Here is a 19,295-nt window from a genome sequence, read left to right on the forward strand (position 1 = left end):
GACCGACCTGTCGTTCGAGCCTGAAGACCGGCCAGATACAGTGCATAGCAGGCCAGCGCGGCTATCGTTTTTTTTGGGCCGCGTCTGTGAAAACGTCTGCTCAGGCCTGGCTGATATCCAGCAATCGAGGCATGGCGATCGCCAGATAGTCCTGCGTATCGAGCACCATCGACGCATCCAGCCGCCCCGCGTTAAAGGCTATTTCGGCGTAGCCTGTGGTCAAGGCCGGATCGACGATCAATTGAATCCGCTCATCGAAAACAAACGGAGGGATGGCGCCGATCCGGCACCCGGTCAGCTCCATGGCGGTTTCGGCCTTCACCAGCTCGGCTTTTTTCCCGCCCAGGGCCGCTCCGACTTTCTTCATGTCCAGCTTCTGGTCGCCCGGCAGTATCACCAGCGCATAGGGGCCGGCCTGGCCCTTGAGGGCGCAAAGCATGGCCTTCGCGCCTTGGCCGGGCTCGGTGCCACGGATTTCGGCGACGCGCGCCGACTGGCCCTCGGCATCGTGCATCAACACCCGGTAAGAGGCTGAGCGGGCATCGAGTAATGCCACGAGGCGATCGAACATGGGATGCATGGAGTTTTCCTCTGGTTTACAGGAACAGGTCGTAGGACAGCTTGCTGATCAGAATCACCAGTAACACCAGGAATAGAGCCCGGACAAAGGGCACGCCTTTATGAACCGCCAGCCAGGTGCCGGTGAGCGCGCCCAGGATGTTGAATGCCGCCATGGGGATTGCGATCAGGTAGAGCACGTTACCCGTCGGAATGAAGAATATCAGTGCCGCTACGTTGGTCGCGATGTTGACTAGCTTGGCCGATGCAGAGGCATGGAGAAAGTCGAAGGCGAAGCAGCGGATAAACAGGAAGATCAGGAAGCTGCCAGTGCCGGGACCGAACAGACCGTCGTAGAAACCGATGGCGCCGCCGATGACGATCGCCAGCAGTTTTTCCTTGGTACCGATGCGCATGGGTTTGTGCAGGGCGCCGAAATCTTTTTTCCAGAAGGTGTAGATCGCCATCAGCACAATCAACACCAGCACCGCCGGCCGGATCATCGACTGGGGTACGAACGACACCGTGGCGGCTCCGAAGAAGGCCATGACAAAGGCCGCGCAGGCGGCGGGGATCACAAGCCCCCAGTCGATCACCACCTTGCGCACGAAGGACCGGGCCGCGAATGCGGTGCCGCAGGCGGCCGCGACCTTATTGGTACCCAGCAGCGCCGCCGGTTGAGCGGTGGGTAGCACGTTGAATAGCGCGGGAATCTGGATCAGTCCGCCGCCGCCCACCGCCGCATCGATCAGGCCGGCGGCGAAGGCGAACACGCAAAGGATGACAATATCGACCATGAAATCAGGCTCTGACTATATAGGGTTGATGAGGGTCCAGCGGTACCACGCGTGCCGGATCATTGACCCCGAAGACACGCAACATCCAGCGATCACGGCCGTCGTAGCGGGGGGTAAAACCATCCCGGGCATGCAGGGTTTGCTGGTTCTTGAAGATCAGCATGTCCCCCGGTTGCAGCATGATGTGGTGCACGACATCGGGATGATTGGCGGCGGCGGCAAACAGCTGGAGAGCAAACTGCGCAGGGGCGCAGGTCGCTTCGACACTCGCTTTGTTGTAGCGGCAATACAGGCCATCGGTTGCGCTTCTGTAGAGCAAGGGGACGTTTTCCAGCACATTCCCCTGTTTGCCGAAGGAGGCTGGTCGGCGAACGGTGAAGTTCGGTCGTGACAGTTCTTCTTCGACGTAGGCCGGCAGAATGGCCAGCACCTCGTCAATGGCGACGATGCGCGTCGGCACGTCGAGCTCGCAGCGCAGGCCGGTCAGGGACAGGTACTCCGGACAGGCCGACAACTGCGAGATAGGTTCGCAGGTCAAAGGCAGGTGAGGGTTGTCGACATGCATGTCCAGATCCGCCCGCGAGCCATAGGAGCTCTTTTCGGTCTCCCGCTTGCGCTTGGGCGATACGTGACGGAACACGGAGTCGGTGCTTTCACCCTCGTACGCCAGCGGACGGGTTTGCAGAGTGTGCAGCACGGACAAAATAGCCCCGGCCAGAATCGACAGGTTCTCGATACCTGGCTCCAGGTCATAGGGCGTGGCGGGCAGTTGCGGGTCCAGCGGCAGCCCCCTGACGATCATCGCCACGTCACGGGCCTGTGGAAAATTGCGCAGCTGTTGGATTTTCTCGGTGCCCAGGACACTTTCCAGCAACCGCCCCAGGACCGGCATCTGGCGGATCCCCGAGGCGCTATCGGTCACGTCCAGCGATGCCAGCCCGGCCTGAAGTGTGCGTTGTTCTTCCAGCGACAGATGAATTTGCGGTATCTCCCGTCGGGTCAAAGTCACTGATTTTTTTTCCAGCCTTTCATGAATGACTTCATCAATACACGCTGCGGCTTTCCCGATTACTTCATCCAGCTTCGACACGTCCTTGCGCTCCTGTTTGCACCATCCTTGTGGGTTGAACGGGAAGGTTAACGGAAGGGCCTTTTTTGTGTTGCAATGCCGCGTTGTGAAAAATGCAATGAGGTGGAAAGTGGCACTGAATATGTTGGGGGAACTTGAAGCCTTCGCGACCGTGGCTCGCAAGCGCAGCTTCGTCGCCGCGGCACGGACGCTGGGGCGCTCCCCCAGCGCACTGACCCGTGCCGTTCAAGCCCTGGAGGAAAGTGTGGGGCTCAAGTTGTTCAATCGCTCGTCCAATGCCGTGAGCTTGACCGAAGCGGGCGAATGCTTATTGCCCCACGCGTACAAAATGCTCGATCTGCAACGTGAGGTGGATGAAGACCTGGCCGGCCTCAGCGGCCTGGCCTCCGGCTGGATCCGTTTTTCCGCCCCCGAGGTTCTCGGACACGGGGTATTGCCCCGGTTGATCGCGCAATACTGCGAGCGTTATCCAGACGTTAACATCGATGTGATTTTCACCGATGAGATCATCGACCCGGCCAAGAGCAAGCTGGACTTCTCGATTCGCGGTGCGTTTCCACAATCCAGCGACTTGATCGGCTTTGCGCTGTGGAGTTACTCACGTTACCTGTATGCCAGCCCCGGCTACCTGGAGCGCAACGGCATGCCCGACTCCATCGAGGCACTGGAGGCGCATTCGCTGATCCTGCATACGGCGCCGCGGATTCTCAAGGAGTGGAATTTTCGCAGTGAGGAGCAGGCCATCAGCTTTCGGGTTCATCCAAAATTTCGGTTCAGCTCCGGCCTGGCGGTATTCCAGGCAGCCCTGGCGGGCGTCGGGATCGCCCGCCTGGCGGATTGGATGGCGGAACCCGAAGTGGAAACGGGGCGCCTGCTCCGGGTGTGTCCTGAATACAAGCTCACCTCCAGCAGCGGTGAGAGCCCACAGATGCACGCGGTATACCCGGCCGGAAACTTGCCACTGCGGGTGAAGGCATTGATGGAGATGATCCGTGGCTTAGGTGAAAGCCTCGAATGTAAACGCGGCTCAGCACCTCTATGAAGACGGCCCTCACGTCGCTGTGAGGGGGATTCATTCAAGCATTCTGAATCGCCCCGGCACCGTAGACATCTCCAGCCTGCCAGGCTACGTTCATTAATGAGGCGTCATGGGAGGAAGGTAAAGGGTGTAGGCGCTGACCTTAGACTCCTTGTTCGAACGCTATATTGGGCTCCACTCTAAGTGCTCCCGCGGTCAAGCAAAGCGTGTGTTACTCGGCGATTCAGCCATCCAATTTGGTCATGCAAAATCACAATGGAAGTCACGGAGCAACTGAGTGACTGGCTCTCCCATCAAGCTCACACCAATGCAGTTGCAATCTTTCTGGAACGCCAGGCAAATCCCAGCACCATCAGCAGCCCTAGCCCCGCCACTGCCGCTCCAGCCAGGGAAATCGCCGGATAACCTAGCCCTGCATTGATCACCGCACCGCCCAGTGCCGCACCAATCGCATTGCCGAAGTTAAACGCACCGATGTTCACCGCCGAGGCCAGATTGGGCGCGTCCTTGGCAGCTTCCATGACGCGCATCTGTAGCGGCGGCACCAAGGCGAAACTGGCGATACCCCATATCAGGATGGCAACGGCCGCCGGCAGCGGCCAACGCATCAGTACCGTAAACGCCAGCAACACGAGAATCAGCACGCTCAGCGAAACGATCAGTGTGCGATCTATCGAGCGGTCGGCGGCCTTGCCGCCCCACATGTTGCCCAGTGTCAGGCCCACACCGAACAGAACCAGCATGGCGGTTATGTAGGCGGTGGACGCGTGAGTCTCGCTGCTAAGGATCGGCGCGATGTAGGTGAAGACGGTAAACATTGCGCCCGAACCGACTACCGTGAGGGCCAACGCGCCCAGCACCGGGCCACGGCCCAGTACCCGAATTTCGGCCATTACACCGACGCCTGGCGGCGCCTTCAGGTTGGGCAGGGCGAACCATAACGCGGCCATGGCGACCACGCCGAGGCCGGTAATGCCCCAGAATGCAGTGCGCCAACCGAACATTTCGCCAAACCAGGCGGCCAGCGGCACACCGCCAATGGTCGCCAGGGTGAGGCCCATAAACATTGCCGCGACCGCTCCGGCACGTTTCTCAGGGGCGACCACGCTGGCAGCAACGATAGAGCCAACGCCAAAGAACGCACCGTGGTTCAGTGAGGTCACCACCCTGGCGATCATGAGGCTGTAGTAATCGGTCGCCAGGGCTGACATCAGATTACCCAGGGTGAAAATCGCCATGAGTCCGATCAGTAGATAGCGCCGGGGGATCCTGCCGGTAGTCAGGGTCATCAGCGGCGCGCCGAGCAGTACACCCAGGGCGTAAGCACTGACCAACAGGCCCGCGGCGGGAATAGAAACGCCGAGATCCGCAGCGATGCCCGGCAACATGCCCATGGGGGCGAACTCGGTAACACCGATGCCAAAGGCACCTATGGCAAGTGCGACAAGTGGTGGATTGATACGCATGGAAGGCTCCTTATCTATGCCGCCAATGCTACGATCCAGCGTTTTAAGGCGGTAGATAGCATTTCTGGCAATCACCTATGCGTAAGGGGCACAAATGGACTTCAACGGCAGATCCGGTGACATGCTCGTGTTCGCCACCGTGGCGCAGGAAGGCAGCCTATCGGCTGCCGCGCGTGCATTAGGGCTCACACCCTCGGCGGTCAGTCGGATCATCGCGCGTACCGAACAGCGCCTTGGCACCCGGTTGCTGTTGCGCACCACCCGAGCGATCAGCTTCACTGCCGAGGGCGAGGCTTTCCTGCGCGGCGCCCGGCGTATCCTGGCCGACATGGCCGAGGTGGAAGAAGCCATCGCCGACCAGGGCGTACCCAGGGGCCGATTGCGGGTCAGTGCCGCCCTTGGCCACGGGCGGCTGGCCATCGTCCCCCTGGTGGCGGCATTCAGCGCCCGCCATCCGAACATCTTGGTCGACCTCACCCTCGGCGACGAAGTGGTCGATATTCTCGGCGGCCAGGCCGATGTGGCGGTACGTTTTGGCCATCTGCCCGACAGCCCGCTGACCGCGCGCAGGATCGGCGACACCGGCCAGGTAGTGGTGGCATCGCCCGAGTATCTGCAACGCCACGGCATCCCTCGCGAACCGGAAGACCTGCTACGGCATAACTGCCTGCGCTTCAACTTCCGGCGTGCCGAACCCAACTGGCCGTTCATCCGCGACGCAAGAGAGTTCTCCCTGAAGGTCTGCGGCAACATCGAATGCAGCAGTGGTGAAGCGCTGGCACAACTTGCGCGAGTAGGTGCGGGCATTGCGCGTATCGGCGAGTTCAGCGTGAGCGAGGATCTGCAGCGCGGTGACCTGATACCGCTGCTGGAAGCCTGGAACCCCGGCGACCGGGAACCGATTCATGCGGTGTTCGTAGGCGGCTCGGCAATGCCGGCGCGGGTGCGATTGTTCGTAGACTTCTTGCTGGAGCATCACCGGATGTAAGCGGTGGCGTCAGCTGATTGAACGGATCATTGGAATGGATCAATGAGAGATTAGGAATGCAGGTGTGCGAAATGACCTGGTCGGCCCGGGTCTCGTTGTTCGCGATCAGTTGATAGGTTCCACCGGGCGCCTCGTGCGATAGCGCATAGAACGACGACAGCGACGGCTGATTAAAAGTCATTTGCTAGCTGTTAGTCGCAACGGTGCCACGGAAGAGCGTGGTGGAGAGATAGGGTTGCTGCATAGCGTGCGCTGTATGAGCTCAGCACGCCACGAAAGTTAGTCGTGTTGGATTGGGTGGTTGTCAAAGCGTGGTAAAGCAATGACTTGTAGGAAAAGGAGGCGGCAGCAGTCAGCTACCGGGCTATCTTCAATGCGTGTCTGAGCGGTTCGACTTCCAGATGGCGTTACTTCAAAGTTGTGGCAATTCGTAGCTACAGCACTAAAGGACAGACTATATTTAAAATTACTAAACCACCAAAGAATGGAATCGTGAGCTGACCTCGTTTGCTGACGCCCTATCCAGCAGCCTTCCCTACCTACAATGACAGAAGAAAGTCCTTCCAACCGCGTAAAGCCCGTTCGAAGTCATCCAAACTTATAGTTATTGAGAAGTCCTCATCATAAAGTGAATAAATTTTAACTCCACTTTTCGAAATATGGGTTGCCCAGGCATCGCGGGCCCATTCAGTGGTGACCTCGTCCTCTCGCCTCACGGCTATCAATCTATTCAGACCCTCGTCTAGCCAAGGAATAGTTTCGACAAAAGGTCCCCCTCCATCGTCGATCAATAGGCAAGCAAGAATATCTAAATCATCAGGCCCCAACCCATCCGTGCTACACCAAGGTATTGCTACCCCAGTTGACTCTTCCAAAAAAAAACAAATATTCCCCTTACCTCGTACGGGCATACGGTCCACTTCGAGATCCCCCCACCTCATCTTGATTTCACTAAAACCGGCTATAACTCAAAAATCCATGATCATTTCCTTAAACTTTAATCACAGTAGGCCGCGTACCAGCTGCATACTGAAAGTAAATCTGCTTTCCTTAGCAAGTTTTTCAAAGCTCGTACTTACATATCAACTTTTGTAGATCACCAGCTCTTTCAGGGTATTTATTCCCAAGAGCAAGCATAGATTCCTTCATGGCCTCCTTAACAGCCTGAACACTATAAACACGAGAATCAGGAAAAATACCGCTCATGTTCTGATCAGCTGAGAAAACATAGTGCCCAGAACAGGCATCCGGTTCGTATTCAAACTCCCAACCCGGGTCACCAGAAAGCCCTTCGCAACGTATAAACATCCTCTGCAAAAGCCCTTCTAAGTCACCCTCTGAAAACGCACCGATAGCAAACCAAAGAATCCAATATAACAGATTCTCACTATTTCCGGACAACTCACCCCACTTCATTTATCAACTCCAATTGGAAATACAGTTGAAACATATATCCCAACATTTTTTATATTAATCGGGACCTGAAACCTCTACTTACCAACAACAACTTCCTGCAGTCTCTCACCCGTCGCCTGATACTGAATGAGCGCTCTACGCAAGAAAATAGAGGTCAGACCAACATTCTTATTTTTAAAGAGCAATTTTTCTGGCCTTTATAAAAACATGGTCTGACCCCGATTTCTATGGGCTCGCGAGCAGGCAAATCGTTTGGATCCTCTTCAGCAGGAACTGGGCGAGGTCACCGAGCTTGCGGTTGAGCTGGAGAGTTGGTTCAGCGAGTCAAGCTTTGGGCGTAAGGAAAAGGATTGGTGGGGATGAAGCACCATTCGAAGACATCTACCCCCAAGCCCTCCACCGTAGCAAAGCGAAACCAAAAGCCGTCCACACACATACAAGCACTACTTTCAAGCGGTGCTTACCCAACTAGGAGCAGCCGACCTCTCATATAAGAAAACATCGTTCACATCACACTCCGGGTACACCCATTTACTCCAGTTATCAATCAGCCACCTTGTCGAAATCCCGTGACCAGGAGCACGACTTTCGATAGGGAGCTGAATGAGCATCAACCCTGACTTATTTCCAGACGCAACGACCAAAGAGTGCCCAAATTTCTCATCCGGGAGATCAACAACCATGAAATCCACAACACTTTCATATGGCCAACTTGCTGGCAGTCTAAATATATAGCCGCGCGAAATCAGCTCACCTGCATACTCAACCAGCTTAACACATGCCATTACTTAACCCTCAGATCATGACCACCAGAAGAGTCTTTTGAGTTTTCTACAGGACTAAGATCGAAGTTAACCTCTCCCATATGCGCCCCGCCCCTACCATTTAACTGCTCGAATCTACCATGAAGGGTATCAACCGAGTAAATAAAACCATCACCACCGACATAACGTCTCGCGAATTCATACTACTGAGACGGCTATCTTCCTTCCACCCAAGCGAATCAGAAGAAAATAGAGGTCAGACCAACATTCCCATTTTTAAAGAGTAATTCTGCTGGGATTTATAAAAAAGTGGTCTGACCCCGATTTCTTGAGTTCCATCATCAACGGCTGATGATGCCTCATATATTGCTTCGGTCGCTGCCATAAGCGAATCCTCTCCACCAGCTAAGGACAGCGCCGATACAGCGCGAGCTTGGCTAAACAGCTGAAGGTCTTCTACATTTAAGCTTTGCTCTTCGTCCAGGCTGCCTTGCAAGTCAAAATACTTCTCATCTAACTGTGCAGCTGAAGCATCTAGCCCAAATACCTGATCAGTCGTGAGTTTATTACCAGATTGTAGACACCTAAGAGACTCGGCAAAATTAAAAACTTCTACTGGACAGTCCTGAAATCAAGTTCGCAAGCCAATTTTACAGCACCTCTTCGTTATTCCTCACTGACTACCTTAAGTTTTTCTACAAAGCTTTTCTCAACCTTTTCTAAACGCATAATTATTATTTAGTCTCTGGCAGTGGTTTTAATGGCGCGGACACATCCTGTGCGCTCTTTAAACTACGACTGCCAAAATGTCAGACAGACGCCATATTCATCGAGAAGATCGTCAGCAATTTCAAACTGAAATACCTTCTCTGGAAAGGCATCGGATAAAGCGCGCTTCCAATATCTAGTGATCTGTTCAGCAAATAAATGACAAAGACGATAATCTTCTTCCGACAGACCCACTTTAAATACGGGTCTGCCCGGTGCATCCTCCCACTTTGAAAAGAACTGATTTATTGAAAAAATATTTCTGTATCGTTCAACGTCTCTACGCGATGTACTTTGTTCCAACACACTAGATTCGGTTTCAACCAGCCCGTTCAAATGAAATTTTTGTGGATCGTATTGCTGAGCGTTAGGCAGCCAGAAAATGTGACCCTTGGCCTCAATAAATCAGGAGAGAGCAAACCCAGAACAGAAATTGCCTGTTCTAATGAAACCAAGTGCCCTACATATGAAAAAAACTCTCCGGAGCCAATATCTGAAACAAACAGACTCAACGACTCTTTAGAAATATCACCCTGATAAAACTTCATCATTTCAACCCCAAGCTATCAAGAACCGACTGAGGAACATTTCCCTCAAAAAATTTTTGTGTCACTTCCCTTCTTGGGGAAATATGTTCCATTCGGAGCTTGGTTCCATTCGACCACCTTAATCCGAGAGCTAGACACATCATATAGTGCACGCCCCTCAGGACCGTAGACAACAACATGCCCATTTCCAAGATTCGCATAAGAATCGGGAGTTTACCCTTGCAACGGATACTGAACACCACCACGCGTTCCCGTGACCGTCACATTCGTTTGCCTGAGCCCCTTGGTATAATCTAAATCAATAGAGGAAAATAGGGGTCAGACCACTATTCTCATTTTTTAAAGAGCAATTTTTCTGGCCTTTATAAAAACGTGGTCTGCCCCCGATTTCTGCAAATAAACAACGGTGGGTTTCCCACCAGAACTAGCTAATTCTCCTGTCGCTTTTGCACCAACTAATTACGGCGAAATCAAAACCACTGGAAAATTTAAAACTCTTCCTTCAACATAATCCCAAGATAGGGCATGCAACTTCTTTGACACGCGCGAATCTATTGGCATAAGTAACATCAAGAAAGTCTCCAGTTCGTCACTATACTCTATTCCTTTTATACCTAAATTATCGTGCAGCCTTCCAGAATACTCACTTTCAATTCCATCATTCGAAAAGACATAAATTATCTCAGAGGTAATATCTGAGTAAACAATTGACTGAACAAAAACCTTACTGTTTATAGACGGAATGACCATTCCACACATCCTTAAACTCTTCAACGCCCATTTTGTACTGCGTACCATTAAAAGGATCTTTAATCAACACCCTGCCAACGTCATCCACTCCATCAACCACGACCCAGTGCCCCACTTTATTTCCAGAATCCCACATCATTGCACTCCAAGAGCCAGTTTTATTGAGTGCATTGAAGCTAGATACATCGACTGCATTCCCAACCAAACCAGAATCAACTGTATTCAATTTTCTCGCCAAGGAGTTCATGGAAGTAAGCTCGGTTCCAAGGTCAACCTGAGAAGTAAGAACACCTCGATCCTTCAACAGCATCTCACCACAGGCAGCACCGCAAGCTGCAAAACAATGACGTATAGGAAAAGGAGGCAGCGGCAGTCAGCTACCGGTTCATCTCCGATACGTATCGAACGGGGTCCACTTCTAGATGGAGTACTCAAGATTGTGGCAATTCGTAGGGACAGCACTAAGGGACAGACCATATTCAAAATTACTAACTAAACCACCAAAGAATAGAATGGTGGGCTGCCCCTAAGGAATCCCCACAAAACTTCCTTGCAGGTCAGTGAGATAGCTTGAAGTGCCGTGCATGAGTCGGGCAGTTTGGTAGTCGCCAAACAAACCAATATCTGAGACTCATGCAGGCCGTACGATTCTTACACAAGGCATTTTCCCAAGCACTCCCACTCTGTACCGCAAGCGCCTGAGCGCCCTGATGAGTCGCGTCAGCGCCTTGCTGTACGGGCACCGTCTGACGCCGACCGATCTGGGCAAATCTATGCCCAGCAGAGCTTACGCCAAGCATTCGATCAAACGTGTGAATTGCCTGCTCGGTAACGTTCAGCTGCAACCTGAACGTCCGCTGTTTTACTGGAAAATGCTCACGGCACTGATTGGCTCCTTGCGCCATCCCTTGATTTTGGTGCATTGGTCGCCTGATCAATGCCGCTTCTGATCTTTACCTGCTGCGGGCGTCAATTCCGCTGGCTGGCCGAGCGTTCCCTATTTACGAGAGTGTGCATGATCGTGAAGGTTGCCCCTGGCAGCAGCGGCGGTTGCTCGATGCGCTTGAACTTATGCTTCCCGAGCAGTGCGTACCGATCCTGCTGACGGATGCCGGGTTTCGTCGTCTCTGGTTCCAGGCCGTCGAAGCCAAAGGCGGGTATTACGTGGGACGTGTGCGCGATCGTGATCTCTATCGTAACGAGCAAGGTCAATGGCGACCGATAAAGCAGCTCTATCGGCAGACAACATCGACCGCACGTTCGCTTGCACAAATTGAGATGACACGTAGCGCACCGTACCGCGTTGCGCTGTACGGCATTCACCAACCGCCCAAGGGGAGAAAACATCGGCGAGTGACGGGTAACATCGCGCGCAGCAAACTCAGCCGACAGAACGCTCGCCGTGAACAAGAACCCTGGCTGCTCGCCTGCAATTTGCCGCAACCGCAATGGATGGCTCGGAAAATTTTCGGTATCTACCGCAAGCGGATGCAGATTGAGGAAGGTTTTCGGGACATGAAGAGTCTGCGTTTCGGCTTTACCTTTGACCTGCATCGAACGCGCAGCCCACGGCGTATCGAGATCCTGCTGCTGATCGCCGCGTTGGCCTGTTATGCACTGCATCTGGCCGGTCTTCAGGCTCGAACGACAGGTCGGTCACGTCACTTCCAGAGCAACAGCATCAGGGATAAATCGGTGCTCTCACTCTGGCGTCTCGGCCTCGAATACTTCGAGATGCTCCACCACCGGTTTGTCCTGCTCGAAATTGGCGGATATGGAACTATTGCTGCGCGATGAAGTGCACCGGCAAGCTCAGAGACTGGAGTAGATTTGTGGGGACTCCTCAGGGTCTGCCCCCGTTTCCCACTCGCCTGAAGAAATCAAACTAGATCCAGCCAGTCTCCGGAGAAACTATTGCCCCCATTAAGAATATAAGCACCATACTTTCGCTTGCAAAGCTCTATATTTTTAGAATCTATATCAATAGAAATAAATCCAGTGGGCTTTTCATACACACACAAAGACTCTATCTCAATGGTAGAATCTTCTACGCTAACAAAACGCCCAATAGCTTCCACTCTATGAAACACAAAGCTCTTCCCCCCACCAAGAGGATAAATACGATCTCTCACAGCATAAACAATATCAGAGTTTAATATCCTGACTTTCTTACTAATCTCATAGGGGTCGGCATAGCTCTCTTCCAAAATAAAAAACTCATTACCAATGATAACTAACCACCCGGAGAGACTATAAACGGCGCCACCCTCAACAAGCTCAGAAAGATGATCGCCTTCGAAAAGCAGCCCTACGTCCATAATCACCTCCCCACAATAATTGTGTTAGCGCCACTCGATATTGCTCTATCTACAAATAATTGCATTACTCCACGAGGCCCCGCAAGTGGATCTCGAGCCATATAATATCCAACCCCATCTACAACTTTAACACTATCCACTATAATAAAACGATATCCATTACCACCAACAGGAACTTGTAGAATCACATTCCTACCGCCTTGCAATACTTGATTAAGTTCGCTCGGCAGCATCGTAGCTTTCACGGTGTTATATACACCTGCATTTGATAAAACCTCCGATAACTCCAGTGTATTCACACCTGACGATCTAATGCCGTTCGCAAACCCGCCAATTGCATCAACCAAACTAAGAGAGCGCCCCGTATTACCTGTTATTGTCATTGCCGCACATGCCGAACCGCACACAGGCGCATCTCCTTGCAAGACAACTGAGCCAGGAGGATCATATGAGATGGATGGTTTAAGACTACCACCAGCCCCATCTTTAATAACGTTTTCACCGGCGACACTGCCAACCGCTGCCTTCAGCCCCACTATATTCAGAAGCGCTTGCGCAAACCAACCAATACGCTCGCCAGTGGTCGCCTTCGTCTCTGTAATCGGGTTGGTGGCTCCAAACCCCATCGAAAGCTTGCATACGATACCGATTCCTAGCGACCCACCGCAGCCTTCATTGAATGAATCAGCAGCAATCTGCTTAAGCGACGCTATCGTATCGCTCGTCATCTTCTCCTGATTCGCTCGTCCTTCCAATGCCTGTTCGACAGTCACCGGCTTCAGATACCACTCGTCACCGTCAGCGGTTTTCACAGATTGATCTGTAACGACACAGAACGAGGTATAAGATGTATGGCACATGACGATGTCGCAAGGCTTGTGATCCAACTTGGACGCCTGTGTTGCATCAAATCGGCCAAAAGCGGACCGCCGGCGCAGTTCTGGTTCAGACCGATAGTCGAGGCTCACAGCATGCGACTGCATATCTAAAGTCATTCTGGCTTATTGCTTACACCCATATCCCTATTGGCTCCCTCTCGCCGTCCAGTTTACTGGGGGATTGAAGACCCTCTAAGCTCAGCGGGAGCATGCTCCCGCCACAGGGGAACATTAAAGTCATAAGACTTGTATTGGCCACTGGGTAATTGGCATAGTGCTGCCACTCCCCAACTGACCCGGCGCCAAGGACTAAATCAGCCAGAAGCTGACGGAAGTTCAGGGCCTTGCCAGGTTGCTTGTTCCAAGGATCTGGACATTTACCCCATGAAAACATACGCAGCGCTGGCCCTTGCGCTCACCACTCTGTGCAGCACCGTCCACGCGGCGAGCTGGCAGATTTGCCGGTTGGACGTACAGATCGTCAACGTATTGAAACAACCGTACCCACAACTGCATGGGCGGATCCTCAAGGCCGCCCCGATCTCCACCACCACGCAATGTCCCCAGCAAGGCTCGATGGTCACCTTCACCCCGGAAACCACCGATTACCAGAACACCCTTCCGCGTCGGCAATGGCCTCGAAAAGGCCAGTCGGTGCAGATTGACTACCGGTATCTGGATGGCATTTGCAAGGGCGACGGCCACCCGCATCCGTGTCGCATCGACCACTATCCACTCATGGGACGCTAATCGGGCGTCACTCGCTCACGCAACTTTCGCAGCAACCCATCGCATGGATATGCCCAGCACTCCTTCGCGCGAAATGCGTGGCGCTGTAGCATCATGAATTCTGCCAGCAATCCAGCCCTAAGGACGATTGATGGCTATTAACTTTGAACCCAAGATAGGCAGATCTTGGAGCGTAATTATGGCGGCTACCAGTACGATGAGAACGCCATGGCTATCATTAGAGGGACTCAAGCGCACTAGCTGCCTATCAGCCATTCCAGCTCGGCCTTTCCAATTAGAAAGTCAGTTATCGGCCAAAAGGGGCCTTTGATAGACAGTAGTTGATGACGAAATTATCACTGTGGCTCTAATTCTGACCATAAACCTTTGCAGCCCATGCCGGCCATTAATGTCCCGAAGTCTTCAAAGTTGCAGACATTCACCTCAATCTGGCTCGCCCACGTTGCCTCACACTCGTCGCACACCCACAGTAAAAGTTGTGTAGAGCAGACCCGCATTGCTCGAACGTCACCTTGACCGCATCTTTGGCATTTAATCAGCATGAAAATAATCTCTGACAGGACCCCGGCGTAGTCTAATCAGATCGGTCGACTGTCGTCCGCGGCGACAGGCAGAGGTTGTCCAAAAGCAGAAATCTAAAGTGTCCCCACTAGAGTGGGGACTATTCAGTTGAGTGCCTGATGGTCGGCACGCTCTCAATCACCTTGGCGTCGTTCCGAGCGCGTACGCCGGCACTCTGGTCTCGGTGCTATTGCACACCTCGGCGAAAGCCGTGAATATCTTGAGGGGCGTCGTGACAAGCCTGTGGCTGTTGAGCTGCGCTGCCTTCGACTCATGGTGGAAATAAAAAATAGAGCAATCAGGGAATGGAATATCCTTCATTTGAAAACGAGCCAAAGAAAAAAGCTTTCTGGGCGGCGACGTGCCTGATTTTGGTAGTGGGCTGGATTGTTTATATGCTTTGGGCTAGTCGCATTGGGACTCGAATCGTTTTAATGGCGTCGATTTCTGAGTGGACCACCTATATAGTCGTTGGCTGTTTGGTTGGACTCGTTTTTACCGGACGAGCAATTTACTATCGCCCTGACGGAAGAGACTTGAAGCGAGTTGCCGACTCTTTTGTGGGGGGCGTTTGTCTGGGTCTTGTATTGTCTTTAGATTGTTATAAGGTTTTTACTTATCTATTGCCTGGCGAGATTATTCATTATGAATCAGCTTATGAGCTACATATTCCGGGACCTTCCTTTGCAAGGTCTGGCCGGTGTGAGGCGGGCTTGCGGTTTAAGCATTTGAATACTGAGCGCTGGATTGAGCTGTGCACCACTGAGTTGGAGTTCAACGAGCGAAGGAAAAAAGGCATGGATTTCGTTTTGGTGACTGCACACTCCAATAAGATAGGCTCTTATATTGTTGGTTATCAGTTCATTTATAAATAAATTATAGTGGAGTCGCTTCCATAGACCTCAGCGCTTAATCAGCCTGTAAGAAACTCTGGCAGCACTTTGATGTAGCCTAGTACCGTCGTCCGCATCATCGCCGTTTCCTGTCATAGACGACAGGCAGAATCGACTCAAAAGCGGCTTCCGACACCGACAAAAATCCACAACTACAGATGCCACCAACGGCCGTAGCATCCGGGCGCCGAAAACAGATTTTCTAGAAGGCTAAAGGTCTATTTTCCTTCGGGTTGTGAGTCCAGGCGCCCAAGGCCGTAGTAATTCATGAATTCGCGCATAGTCGGTGAAAGCGTCTCTTGTGAAGCAATCTGCCAGAATTTTCTTTCCCCAAGAACCGGCTGTAACCGCTTGATGAGTTCCTGCGCCGTATTGTGATGGCCAGCACGCAGCCAATGCCTGAACATGTATTCGTTTTCTTGCCTCGGTAGCTGTGCTGCTTGGAGCAGTCTGAGTGAATACCGGAAGTTCAGTGGCCAAAGTTGCTTTAAAAAATCGAGCCTCTCAGCGATTGGAAGGCCCACTAACCATTGCCTCACATCTTTATCCACCTGAGCATTACCAGATCGCGACGCCATCTGCTGCGGGGTGAAACGAGAGTCGTCCATGAAGTGCAAGGCCTAAGAGTAAAAGGGAAGGTCACATTCTGTCGTATGCATAGGAATAACGGGCAGCTTATTTTTTGCCCTTTGCCTGCTATTGGCCGTTTTCTGCCTGTCCCGACCGACAGAAAACGACCCATTGCAGCCCATCGCGATCAGCGGCAGTTGGTCAGAACCAGCTGTTGACTGACTCTGCGACTCGACATCACGAGTCGAACGGTGAAGCTGAATAACGCTATTTTTTTTACAACCGGCCGAGTTGCCCGCTTGAAGTAATCAAAGCTCTGGGCCGCTGAATTTTCCTGATGCAATACATTCTAAAAAAATTCTTTGTTCTGGTTTAAGAAGTTTGCGTGGCGTATAGCCGTGCTCATCAGGCTCCCTTAGCCACCTCGCCAAAGCTCGGCTCGCGGATTCCTTGAGAGCTTGACGCTCTGCGTCAGTGAAATTATGTTCCATCTCATGAGACATAGACTCAATTTCTTTTACTACCCAATCTTCGTCAAATCCTAAATCATCGCTTGAAAAATTCAGCGTCCAAAGATAGTTCAAAGCTATGTCCGCGAGATTATTCATAAACGTTCCTAATGGTCTATTCAGGGGACAATTTTGGCCGACCCGGATGAGCTACGCGAACAATTTTAAGCAGCTGTGTAGGTAGCCTCGCTGACTCGACCAAATGCGCAAAAAAATTCGCGGGTACATTACTCGATTCGCACGAAACGTGTCGATGGGAGAGGGTTGAAGGCTCGTCTCCAACACTTTCGTCATACGGTAGACTCTATTTCATTGATGCTGACCAGCATTTACTTTTGGCCGACCTCTGCCGGATGCGAAGGGCTGCAATGGGTCGATTCTGTTGAAAAAGCCGGCTTCGAATTCCGCGCCAGAAAAGTACGCGCCTGAGATTGAAATCTGAATTTTTGGCAGAAGGTTCAGCACTCGGATTTCGCGTAGCCGCGTGTAACTGAGGTGTTTTCATCCCTCAATATTCGAGTGTTTCGGGAAAGCCGACTTTTTCAACACAATCGGTCGATTTCTGCCGGCGGCGACAGGTAGAAAACGAGCCGTTGCGGTCAATCGATCTGAGACGATGAGTTGGATGGCGTATACCAGTGAACTCTGGAGGCGACATAAACGTGTTTTTGCGTCTGAGGCGTGAAGGTGGTGTCGAGTGTGCCCAGTGCTATCGAAACCCAATCGGAAAATTCACCTTGAGAACGTGACCAGAACAAAGTCGAACCACACTGAGCACAGAATTCACGTTGCACAGATTCTGAAGAAGAATACTTAGTGATATACCTGGCGCCGTTGAGTATTCGTAACGCGCTTCGGGGCACGCTACCATACGAAGCGAATGCTGCACCGTGACCTTTACGGCATTGACTACAGTGACAATGACTCACTGCTTTTGGCGTAGTCAGTAGCTCATACCTGATTGCTGAGCATAGGCAGCTTCCCTTGTAGCTCTCTGTCATGCCTTCGTCCCTGTCGCTGGAAGAGGCGCCAGCTTACTCACTTGAATCTGATCAGTCGAACGTCTGCTTCTGGCCGATTGTGTTGAAAAAGTCGGTTTTCTCAAACGGCCGAAAAATTGATCGGTGAAAGCGCCTTTTAGCACGCTGCTACGTGAAATCTCAGTCCGAATGCCTCTGAGAGAATTCTGGATTTCAATCTCAGGCGCTTACTTTTTGCCAAGGAAACTAAGGCCGACTTTTTCAACAGAATCGGCCGAAAGCAGGCGCTCGCGTGAGGCTGTTATCCGCCCCGCTTAAGAGTGAGTGATCTCACCGCACTGCAGACCGACGGTGCTGACTAGCAATTTAGCTTTTGCCCGACTACCACTCAGCTTTCGTCTCCCATGACGCTAGAAAGTCACCTCAACTGCACAATTTGAGAACCCCACTCAGGCTCTGGAGCCCCTCGTGCCCTCAATTCAGCGAAGACTTGCGCAGAACACTCACCGTAACCCGAATAGCCGAGTTTGATAGCAGACATACCATCTTCCTCCCGAACGTAGGTAGCGTCCGCTCCTGCTTGCAGAAGCAACATAGCGATCTCACTTCCCTTTTTCTTTCCGGCACTGCACGCGTGGAGCAAGGGCGTCAGCCCGTAGCGATCGACCTGGTCAATGGGTGCGCCGACCTCGATAAGAAATTTCACGAAGGCAATACGAAGCTTGTCCACTGCCGCCTCCATAGCGCCGTCCAGACTTGCGCCTGCATCCGCTAGCAACTTGGCTGCAGCAATCGTCCCGTTGTACACCGCCGATATCATTGCTGTACGGCCGAACTTATCTTTCAGGTCGACCTCTGCTCCGCGTTTGAGCAGCAACTTCGCAAGCTTTAAGTCACCCCTTCCGCAGACCGACGCCAGCGGCGTTGAGAGTTCACCCGTACCATTGGGGTTTCCTCCATGGTCGAGCGCATGCAGGAGTATTTCCTCCCTGCCGTAATAGGCGGCTTTGTCGAGCACGCTGTGGGGATCAGCTTCAAAGTCATATTCATGCCCAATGAAATCCAGAAGCTGCTGCAGGTCACAATCACGCATGAGGTTGCTGAGATCGTTTCTAAAACTCAATTCGCTCATTCAGACAAGTCCATTTGTTAGAGGTGAGTTTACGGGTGTTCAATGGATGGCAAAATAGTAGCAGACGATCTTGAGATATCGCTGAGTACGCACGCTCTCGATCAAAAAAATTGAAGGCTTGCATCAAGTAGGAGGGCTTGTTAACCCCATAGATTAAAGTTTACTGGGTTTTTATTGGCTTGCGCACCTAGTTCCGTAGACACCCGAAGGCCGCTTTTGGCCGGTTAGCGACGTTCTGATTTCGACCGTCACTATAAATGGTCAAACCTCAGTCTGTTCCGCCATCTCCAGGGCGTCATCGACCTCAATCCCCAGGTAAACAGTGCTCTCCAGCTTCGTATGGCCGAGCAGCAACTGAACCGCCCGCAGGTTCTTCGTCCTGCGATAGATCAGTGATGCCTTCGTACGTCTCATTGAGTGGGTACCATACATGGCTGGATCAGGGCCCACGGCTTTCACCCAGCCTTTGCGACAGCATGGACATCTCCGAATCCATTGACGTGCGCGACGCCTCCACACC

Annotated in this window: 19 protein-coding genes and 3 pseudogenes; 5 read left to right on the top strand and 17 right to left on the bottom strand. The window is 52.4% G+C overall.

All coding sequences use genetic code 11. The features are described 5' to 3' along the window. Positions 1 to 100: 100 nt before the first annotated feature. From BLQ09_RS01990 to BLQ09_RS02000, 3 genes are read right to left on the bottom strand one after another with little or no spacing between them, the layout of a single operon-like run. Positions 101 to 580, bottom strand: a complete 480-nt coding sequence (locus tag BLQ09_RS01990; RefSeq protein WP_027603983.1) for a YbaK/prolyl-tRNA synthetase associated domain-containing protein — start codon at positions 578 to 580, stop codon at positions 101 to 103. Between the two features lie 16 nt (positions 581 to 596). Then, positions 597 to 1,355 (bottom strand): sulfite exporter TauE/SafE family protein, encoded by a 759-nt coding sequence (locus BLQ09_RS01995; protein WP_027603982.1) that lies wholly within the window; start codon positions 1,353 to 1,355, stop codon positions 597 to 599. Between the two features lie 4 nt (positions 1,356 to 1,359). Continuing rightward, positions 1,360 to 2,364, bottom strand: a complete 1,005-nt coding sequence (locus tag BLQ09_RS02000; RefSeq protein ID WP_256221098.1) for a TauD/TfdA family dioxygenase — start codon at positions 2,362 to 2,364, stop codon at positions 1,360 to 1,362. 190 nt (positions 2,365 to 2,554) lie between these two features. Here BLQ09_RS02000 and BLQ09_RS02005 point away from each other — a divergent pair, with 190 nt between their 5' ends. Then, on the top strand, positions 2,555 to 3,487 hold the full coding sequence (locus tag BLQ09_RS02005; RefSeq protein WP_027603980.1) for a LysR family transcriptional regulator: 933 nt from the start codon (positions 2,555 to 2,557) through the stop codon (positions 3,485 to 3,487). 296 nt (positions 3,488 to 3,783) lie between these two features. Here the strand turns inward: BLQ09_RS02005 and BLQ09_RS02010 are convergent, their stop codons facing one another. After that, a complete protein-coding gene (locus BLQ09_RS02010) occupies positions 3,784 to 4,950 on the bottom strand; it encodes an MFS transporter (protein ID WP_027603979.1) in 1,167 nt (388 codons plus the stop codon). A 94-nt stretch (positions 4,951 to 5,044) separates the two neighbouring features. Between BLQ09_RS02010 and BLQ09_RS02015 the strand changes: the two genes are divergently transcribed. Then, positions 5,045 to 5,938 (top strand): LysR family transcriptional regulator, encoded by an 894-nt coding sequence (locus BLQ09_RS02015; protein WP_027603978.1) that lies wholly within the window; start codon positions 5,045 to 5,047, stop codon positions 5,936 to 5,938. Positions 5,939 to 5,948: 10 nt separating this feature from the next. Here the strand turns inward: BLQ09_RS02015 and BLQ09_RS31445 are convergent. The 6 genes and pseudogenes from BLQ09_RS31445 to BLQ09_RS02045 form a co-directional block, all read right to left on the bottom strand. Then, positions 5,949 to 6,107: pseudogene (locus tag BLQ09_RS31445) on the bottom strand (ParA family protein); the annotation flags it as partial. 893 nt (positions 6,108 to 7,000) lie between these two features. After that, on the bottom strand, positions 7,001 to 7,354 hold the full coding sequence (locus BLQ09_RS02030) for a hypothetical protein (RefSeq protein ID WP_027603976.1): 354 nt from the start codon (positions 7,352 to 7,354) through the stop codon (positions 7,001 to 7,003). A 449-nt stretch (positions 7,355 to 7,803) separates the two neighbouring features. Then, entirely contained in the window at positions 7,804 to 8,139 is a 336-nt protein-coding gene (imm45, locus tag BLQ09_RS31795; protein WP_081744377.1) for an Imm45 family immunity protein, read from the bottom strand. A gap of 235 nt (positions 8,140 to 8,374) precedes the next feature. Next, a complete protein-coding gene (locus BLQ09_RS30875; RefSeq protein ID WP_133822117.1) occupies positions 8,375 to 8,614 on the bottom strand; it encodes a hypothetical protein in 240 nt (79 codons plus the stop codon). 1,279 nt (positions 8,615 to 9,893) lie between these two features. Then, positions 9,894 to 10,184 carry a hypothetical protein gene (locus tag BLQ09_RS30880; RefSeq protein WP_139202093.1) on the bottom strand — a complete coding sequence of 97 codons (291 nt, stop codon included), beginning with the start codon at positions 10,182 to 10,184 and terminating at the stop codon, positions 9,894 to 9,896. Next, a complete protein-coding gene (locus BLQ09_RS02045; protein WP_081744376.1) occupies positions 10,159 to 10,494 on the bottom strand; it encodes a cysteine peptidase family C39 domain-containing protein in 336 nt (111 codons plus the stop codon). Before BLQ09_RS02045 ends, BLQ09_RS30880 begins: the two co-directional genes overlap by 26 nt. Positions 10,495 to 10,817: 323 nt before the next feature. Between BLQ09_RS02045 and BLQ09_RS02050 the strand changes: the two are divergent. Continuing rightward, positions 10,818 to 12,012, top strand: a pseudogene (locus BLQ09_RS02050) (IS4 family transposase). A 52-nt stretch (positions 12,013 to 12,064) separates the two neighbouring features. Here BLQ09_RS02050 and BLQ09_RS02055 read toward each other — a convergent pair. Next, positions 12,065 to 12,502 carry a hypothetical protein gene (locus BLQ09_RS02055; protein ID WP_027603974.1) on the bottom strand — a complete coding sequence of 146 codons (438 nt, stop codon included), beginning with the start codon at positions 12,500 to 12,502 and terminating at the stop codon, positions 12,065 to 12,067. A 2-nt stretch (positions 12,503 to 12,504) separates the two neighbouring features. Further along, complete coding sequence (locus tag BLQ09_RS30885) at positions 12,505 to 13,497, bottom strand: hypothetical protein (protein ID WP_139202094.1); 993 nt, start codon at positions 13,495 to 13,497, stop codon at positions 12,505 to 12,507. Positions 13,498 to 13,764: 267 nt separating this feature from the next. Between BLQ09_RS30885 and BLQ09_RS02060 the strand changes: the two genes are divergently transcribed. Beyond that, the gene (locus tag BLQ09_RS02060; RefSeq protein ID WP_027603972.1) at positions 13,765 to 14,130 is read left to right on the top strand and encodes a hypothetical protein; all 366 of its coding nucleotides are present in this window, start codon (positions 13,765 to 13,767) and stop codon (positions 14,128 to 14,130) included. Between the two features lie 866 nt (positions 14,131 to 14,996). Then, positions 14,997 to 15,566, top strand: coding sequence for a hypothetical protein (locus BLQ09_RS02070; RefSeq protein ID WP_092355040.1), 570 nt, complete (start codon positions 14,997 to 14,999; stop codon positions 15,564 to 15,566). A 236-nt stretch (positions 15,567 to 15,802) separates the two neighbouring features. On the opposite strand, the gene BLQ09_RS02075 is transcribed toward BLQ09_RS02070, so the two are convergent. The 5 genes and pseudogenes from BLQ09_RS02075 to BLQ09_RS02095 all read right to left on the bottom strand — a co-directional run. Beyond that, positions 15,803 to 16,192: a hypothetical protein gene (locus BLQ09_RS02075; protein WP_027603970.1), complete on the bottom strand. Its 390-nt coding sequence runs from the start codon at positions 16,190 to 16,192 to the stop codon at positions 15,803 to 15,805. A gap of 270 nt (positions 16,193 to 16,462) precedes the next feature. After that, on the bottom strand, positions 16,463 to 16,762 hold the full coding sequence (locus BLQ09_RS30890; RefSeq protein WP_094949838.1) for a hypothetical protein: 300 nt from the start codon (positions 16,760 to 16,762) through the stop codon (positions 16,463 to 16,465). A 500-nt stretch (positions 16,763 to 17,262) separates the two neighbouring features. Next, entirely contained in the window at positions 17,263 to 17,664 is a 402-nt protein-coding gene (locus BLQ09_RS02080) for a GFA family protein (protein WP_092355043.1), read from the bottom strand. A gap of 397 nt (positions 17,665 to 18,061) precedes the next feature. Beyond that, complete coding sequence (locus BLQ09_RS02090) at positions 18,062 to 18,775, bottom strand: ankyrin repeat domain-containing protein (RefSeq protein ID WP_027603968.1); 714 nt, start codon at positions 18,773 to 18,775, stop codon at positions 18,062 to 18,064. Positions 18,776 to 19,036: 261 nt separating this feature from the next. Then, a pseudogene (locus tag BLQ09_RS02095) lies at positions 19,037 to 19,243 on the bottom strand (integrase); the annotation flags it as partial. Between the last annotated feature and the right edge of the window lie 52 nt (positions 19,244 to 19,295).

The organism is Pseudomonas sp. NFACC25 (assembly GCF_900100935.1).
Classification (GTDB): Bacteria; Pseudomonadota; Gammaproteobacteria; order Pseudomonadales; family Pseudomonadaceae; genus Aquipseudomonas; species Aquipseudomonas marginalis.

Excerpts from the sequence above, each read along its gene's own strand:
- BLQ09_RS01990 (WP_027603983.1), bottom strand. The coding sequence starts at position 580 with ATGCATCCCATGTTCGATCGCCTCGTGGCATTACTCGATGCCCGCTCA.
- BLQ09_RS01995 (WP_027603982.1), bottom strand. The coding sequence starts at position 1,355 with ATGGTCGATATTGTCATCCTTTGCGTGTTCGCCTTCGCCGCCGGCCTG.
- BLQ09_RS02010 (WP_027603979.1), bottom strand. The coding sequence starts at position 4,950 with ATGCGTATCAATCCACCACTTGTCGCACTTGCCATAGGTGCCTTTGGC.
- BLQ09_RS02015 (WP_027603978.1), top strand. The coding sequence starts at position 5,045 with ATGGACTTCAACGGCAGATCCGGTGACATGCTCGTGTTCGCCACCGTG.
- BLQ09_RS02030 (WP_027603976.1), bottom strand. The coding sequence starts at position 7,354 with ATGAAGTGGGGTGAGTTGTCCGGAAATAGTGAGAATCTGTTATATTGG.
- imm45 (WP_081744377.1), bottom strand. The coding sequence starts at position 8,139 with ATGGCATGTGTTAAGCTGGTTGAGTATGCAGGTGAGCTGATTTCGCGC.
- BLQ09_RS30880 (WP_139202093.1), bottom strand. The coding sequence starts at position 10,184 with ATGGTCATTCCGTCTATAAACAGTAAGGTTTTTGTTCAGTCAATTGTT.
- BLQ09_RS02045 (WP_081744376.1), bottom strand. The coding sequence starts at position 10,494 with ATGCTGTTGAAGGATCGAGGTGTTCTTACTTCTCAGGTTGACCTTGGA.
- BLQ09_RS02055 (WP_027603974.1), bottom strand. The coding sequence starts at position 12,502 with ATGGACGTAGGGCTGCTTTTCGAAGGCGATCATCTTTCTGAGCTTGTT.
- BLQ09_RS30885 (WP_139202094.1), bottom strand. The coding sequence starts at position 13,497 with ATGACTTTAGATATGCAGTCGCATGCTGTGAGCCTCGACTATCGGTCT.
- BLQ09_RS02060 (WP_027603972.1), top strand. The coding sequence starts at position 13,765 with ATGAAAACATACGCAGCGCTGGCCCTTGCGCTCACCACTCTGTGCAGC.
- BLQ09_RS02070 (WP_092355040.1), top strand. The coding sequence starts at position 14,997 with ATGGAATATCCTTCATTTGAAAACGAGCCAAAGAAAAAAGCTTTCTGG.
- BLQ09_RS02075 (WP_027603970.1), bottom strand. The coding sequence starts at position 16,192 with ATGGACGACTCTCGTTTCACCCCGCAGCAGATGGCGTCGCGATCTGGT.
- BLQ09_RS30890 (WP_094949838.1), bottom strand. The coding sequence starts at position 16,762 with ATGAATAATCTCGCGGACATAGCTTTGAACTATCTTTGGACGCTGAAT.
- BLQ09_RS02080 (WP_092355043.1), bottom strand. The coding sequence starts at position 17,664 with ATGACAGAGAGCTACAAGGGAAGCTGCCTATGCTCAGCAATCAGGTAT.
- BLQ09_RS02090 (WP_027603968.1), bottom strand. The coding sequence starts at position 18,775 with ATGAGCGAATTGAGTTTTAGAAACGATCTCAGCAACCTCATGCGTGAT.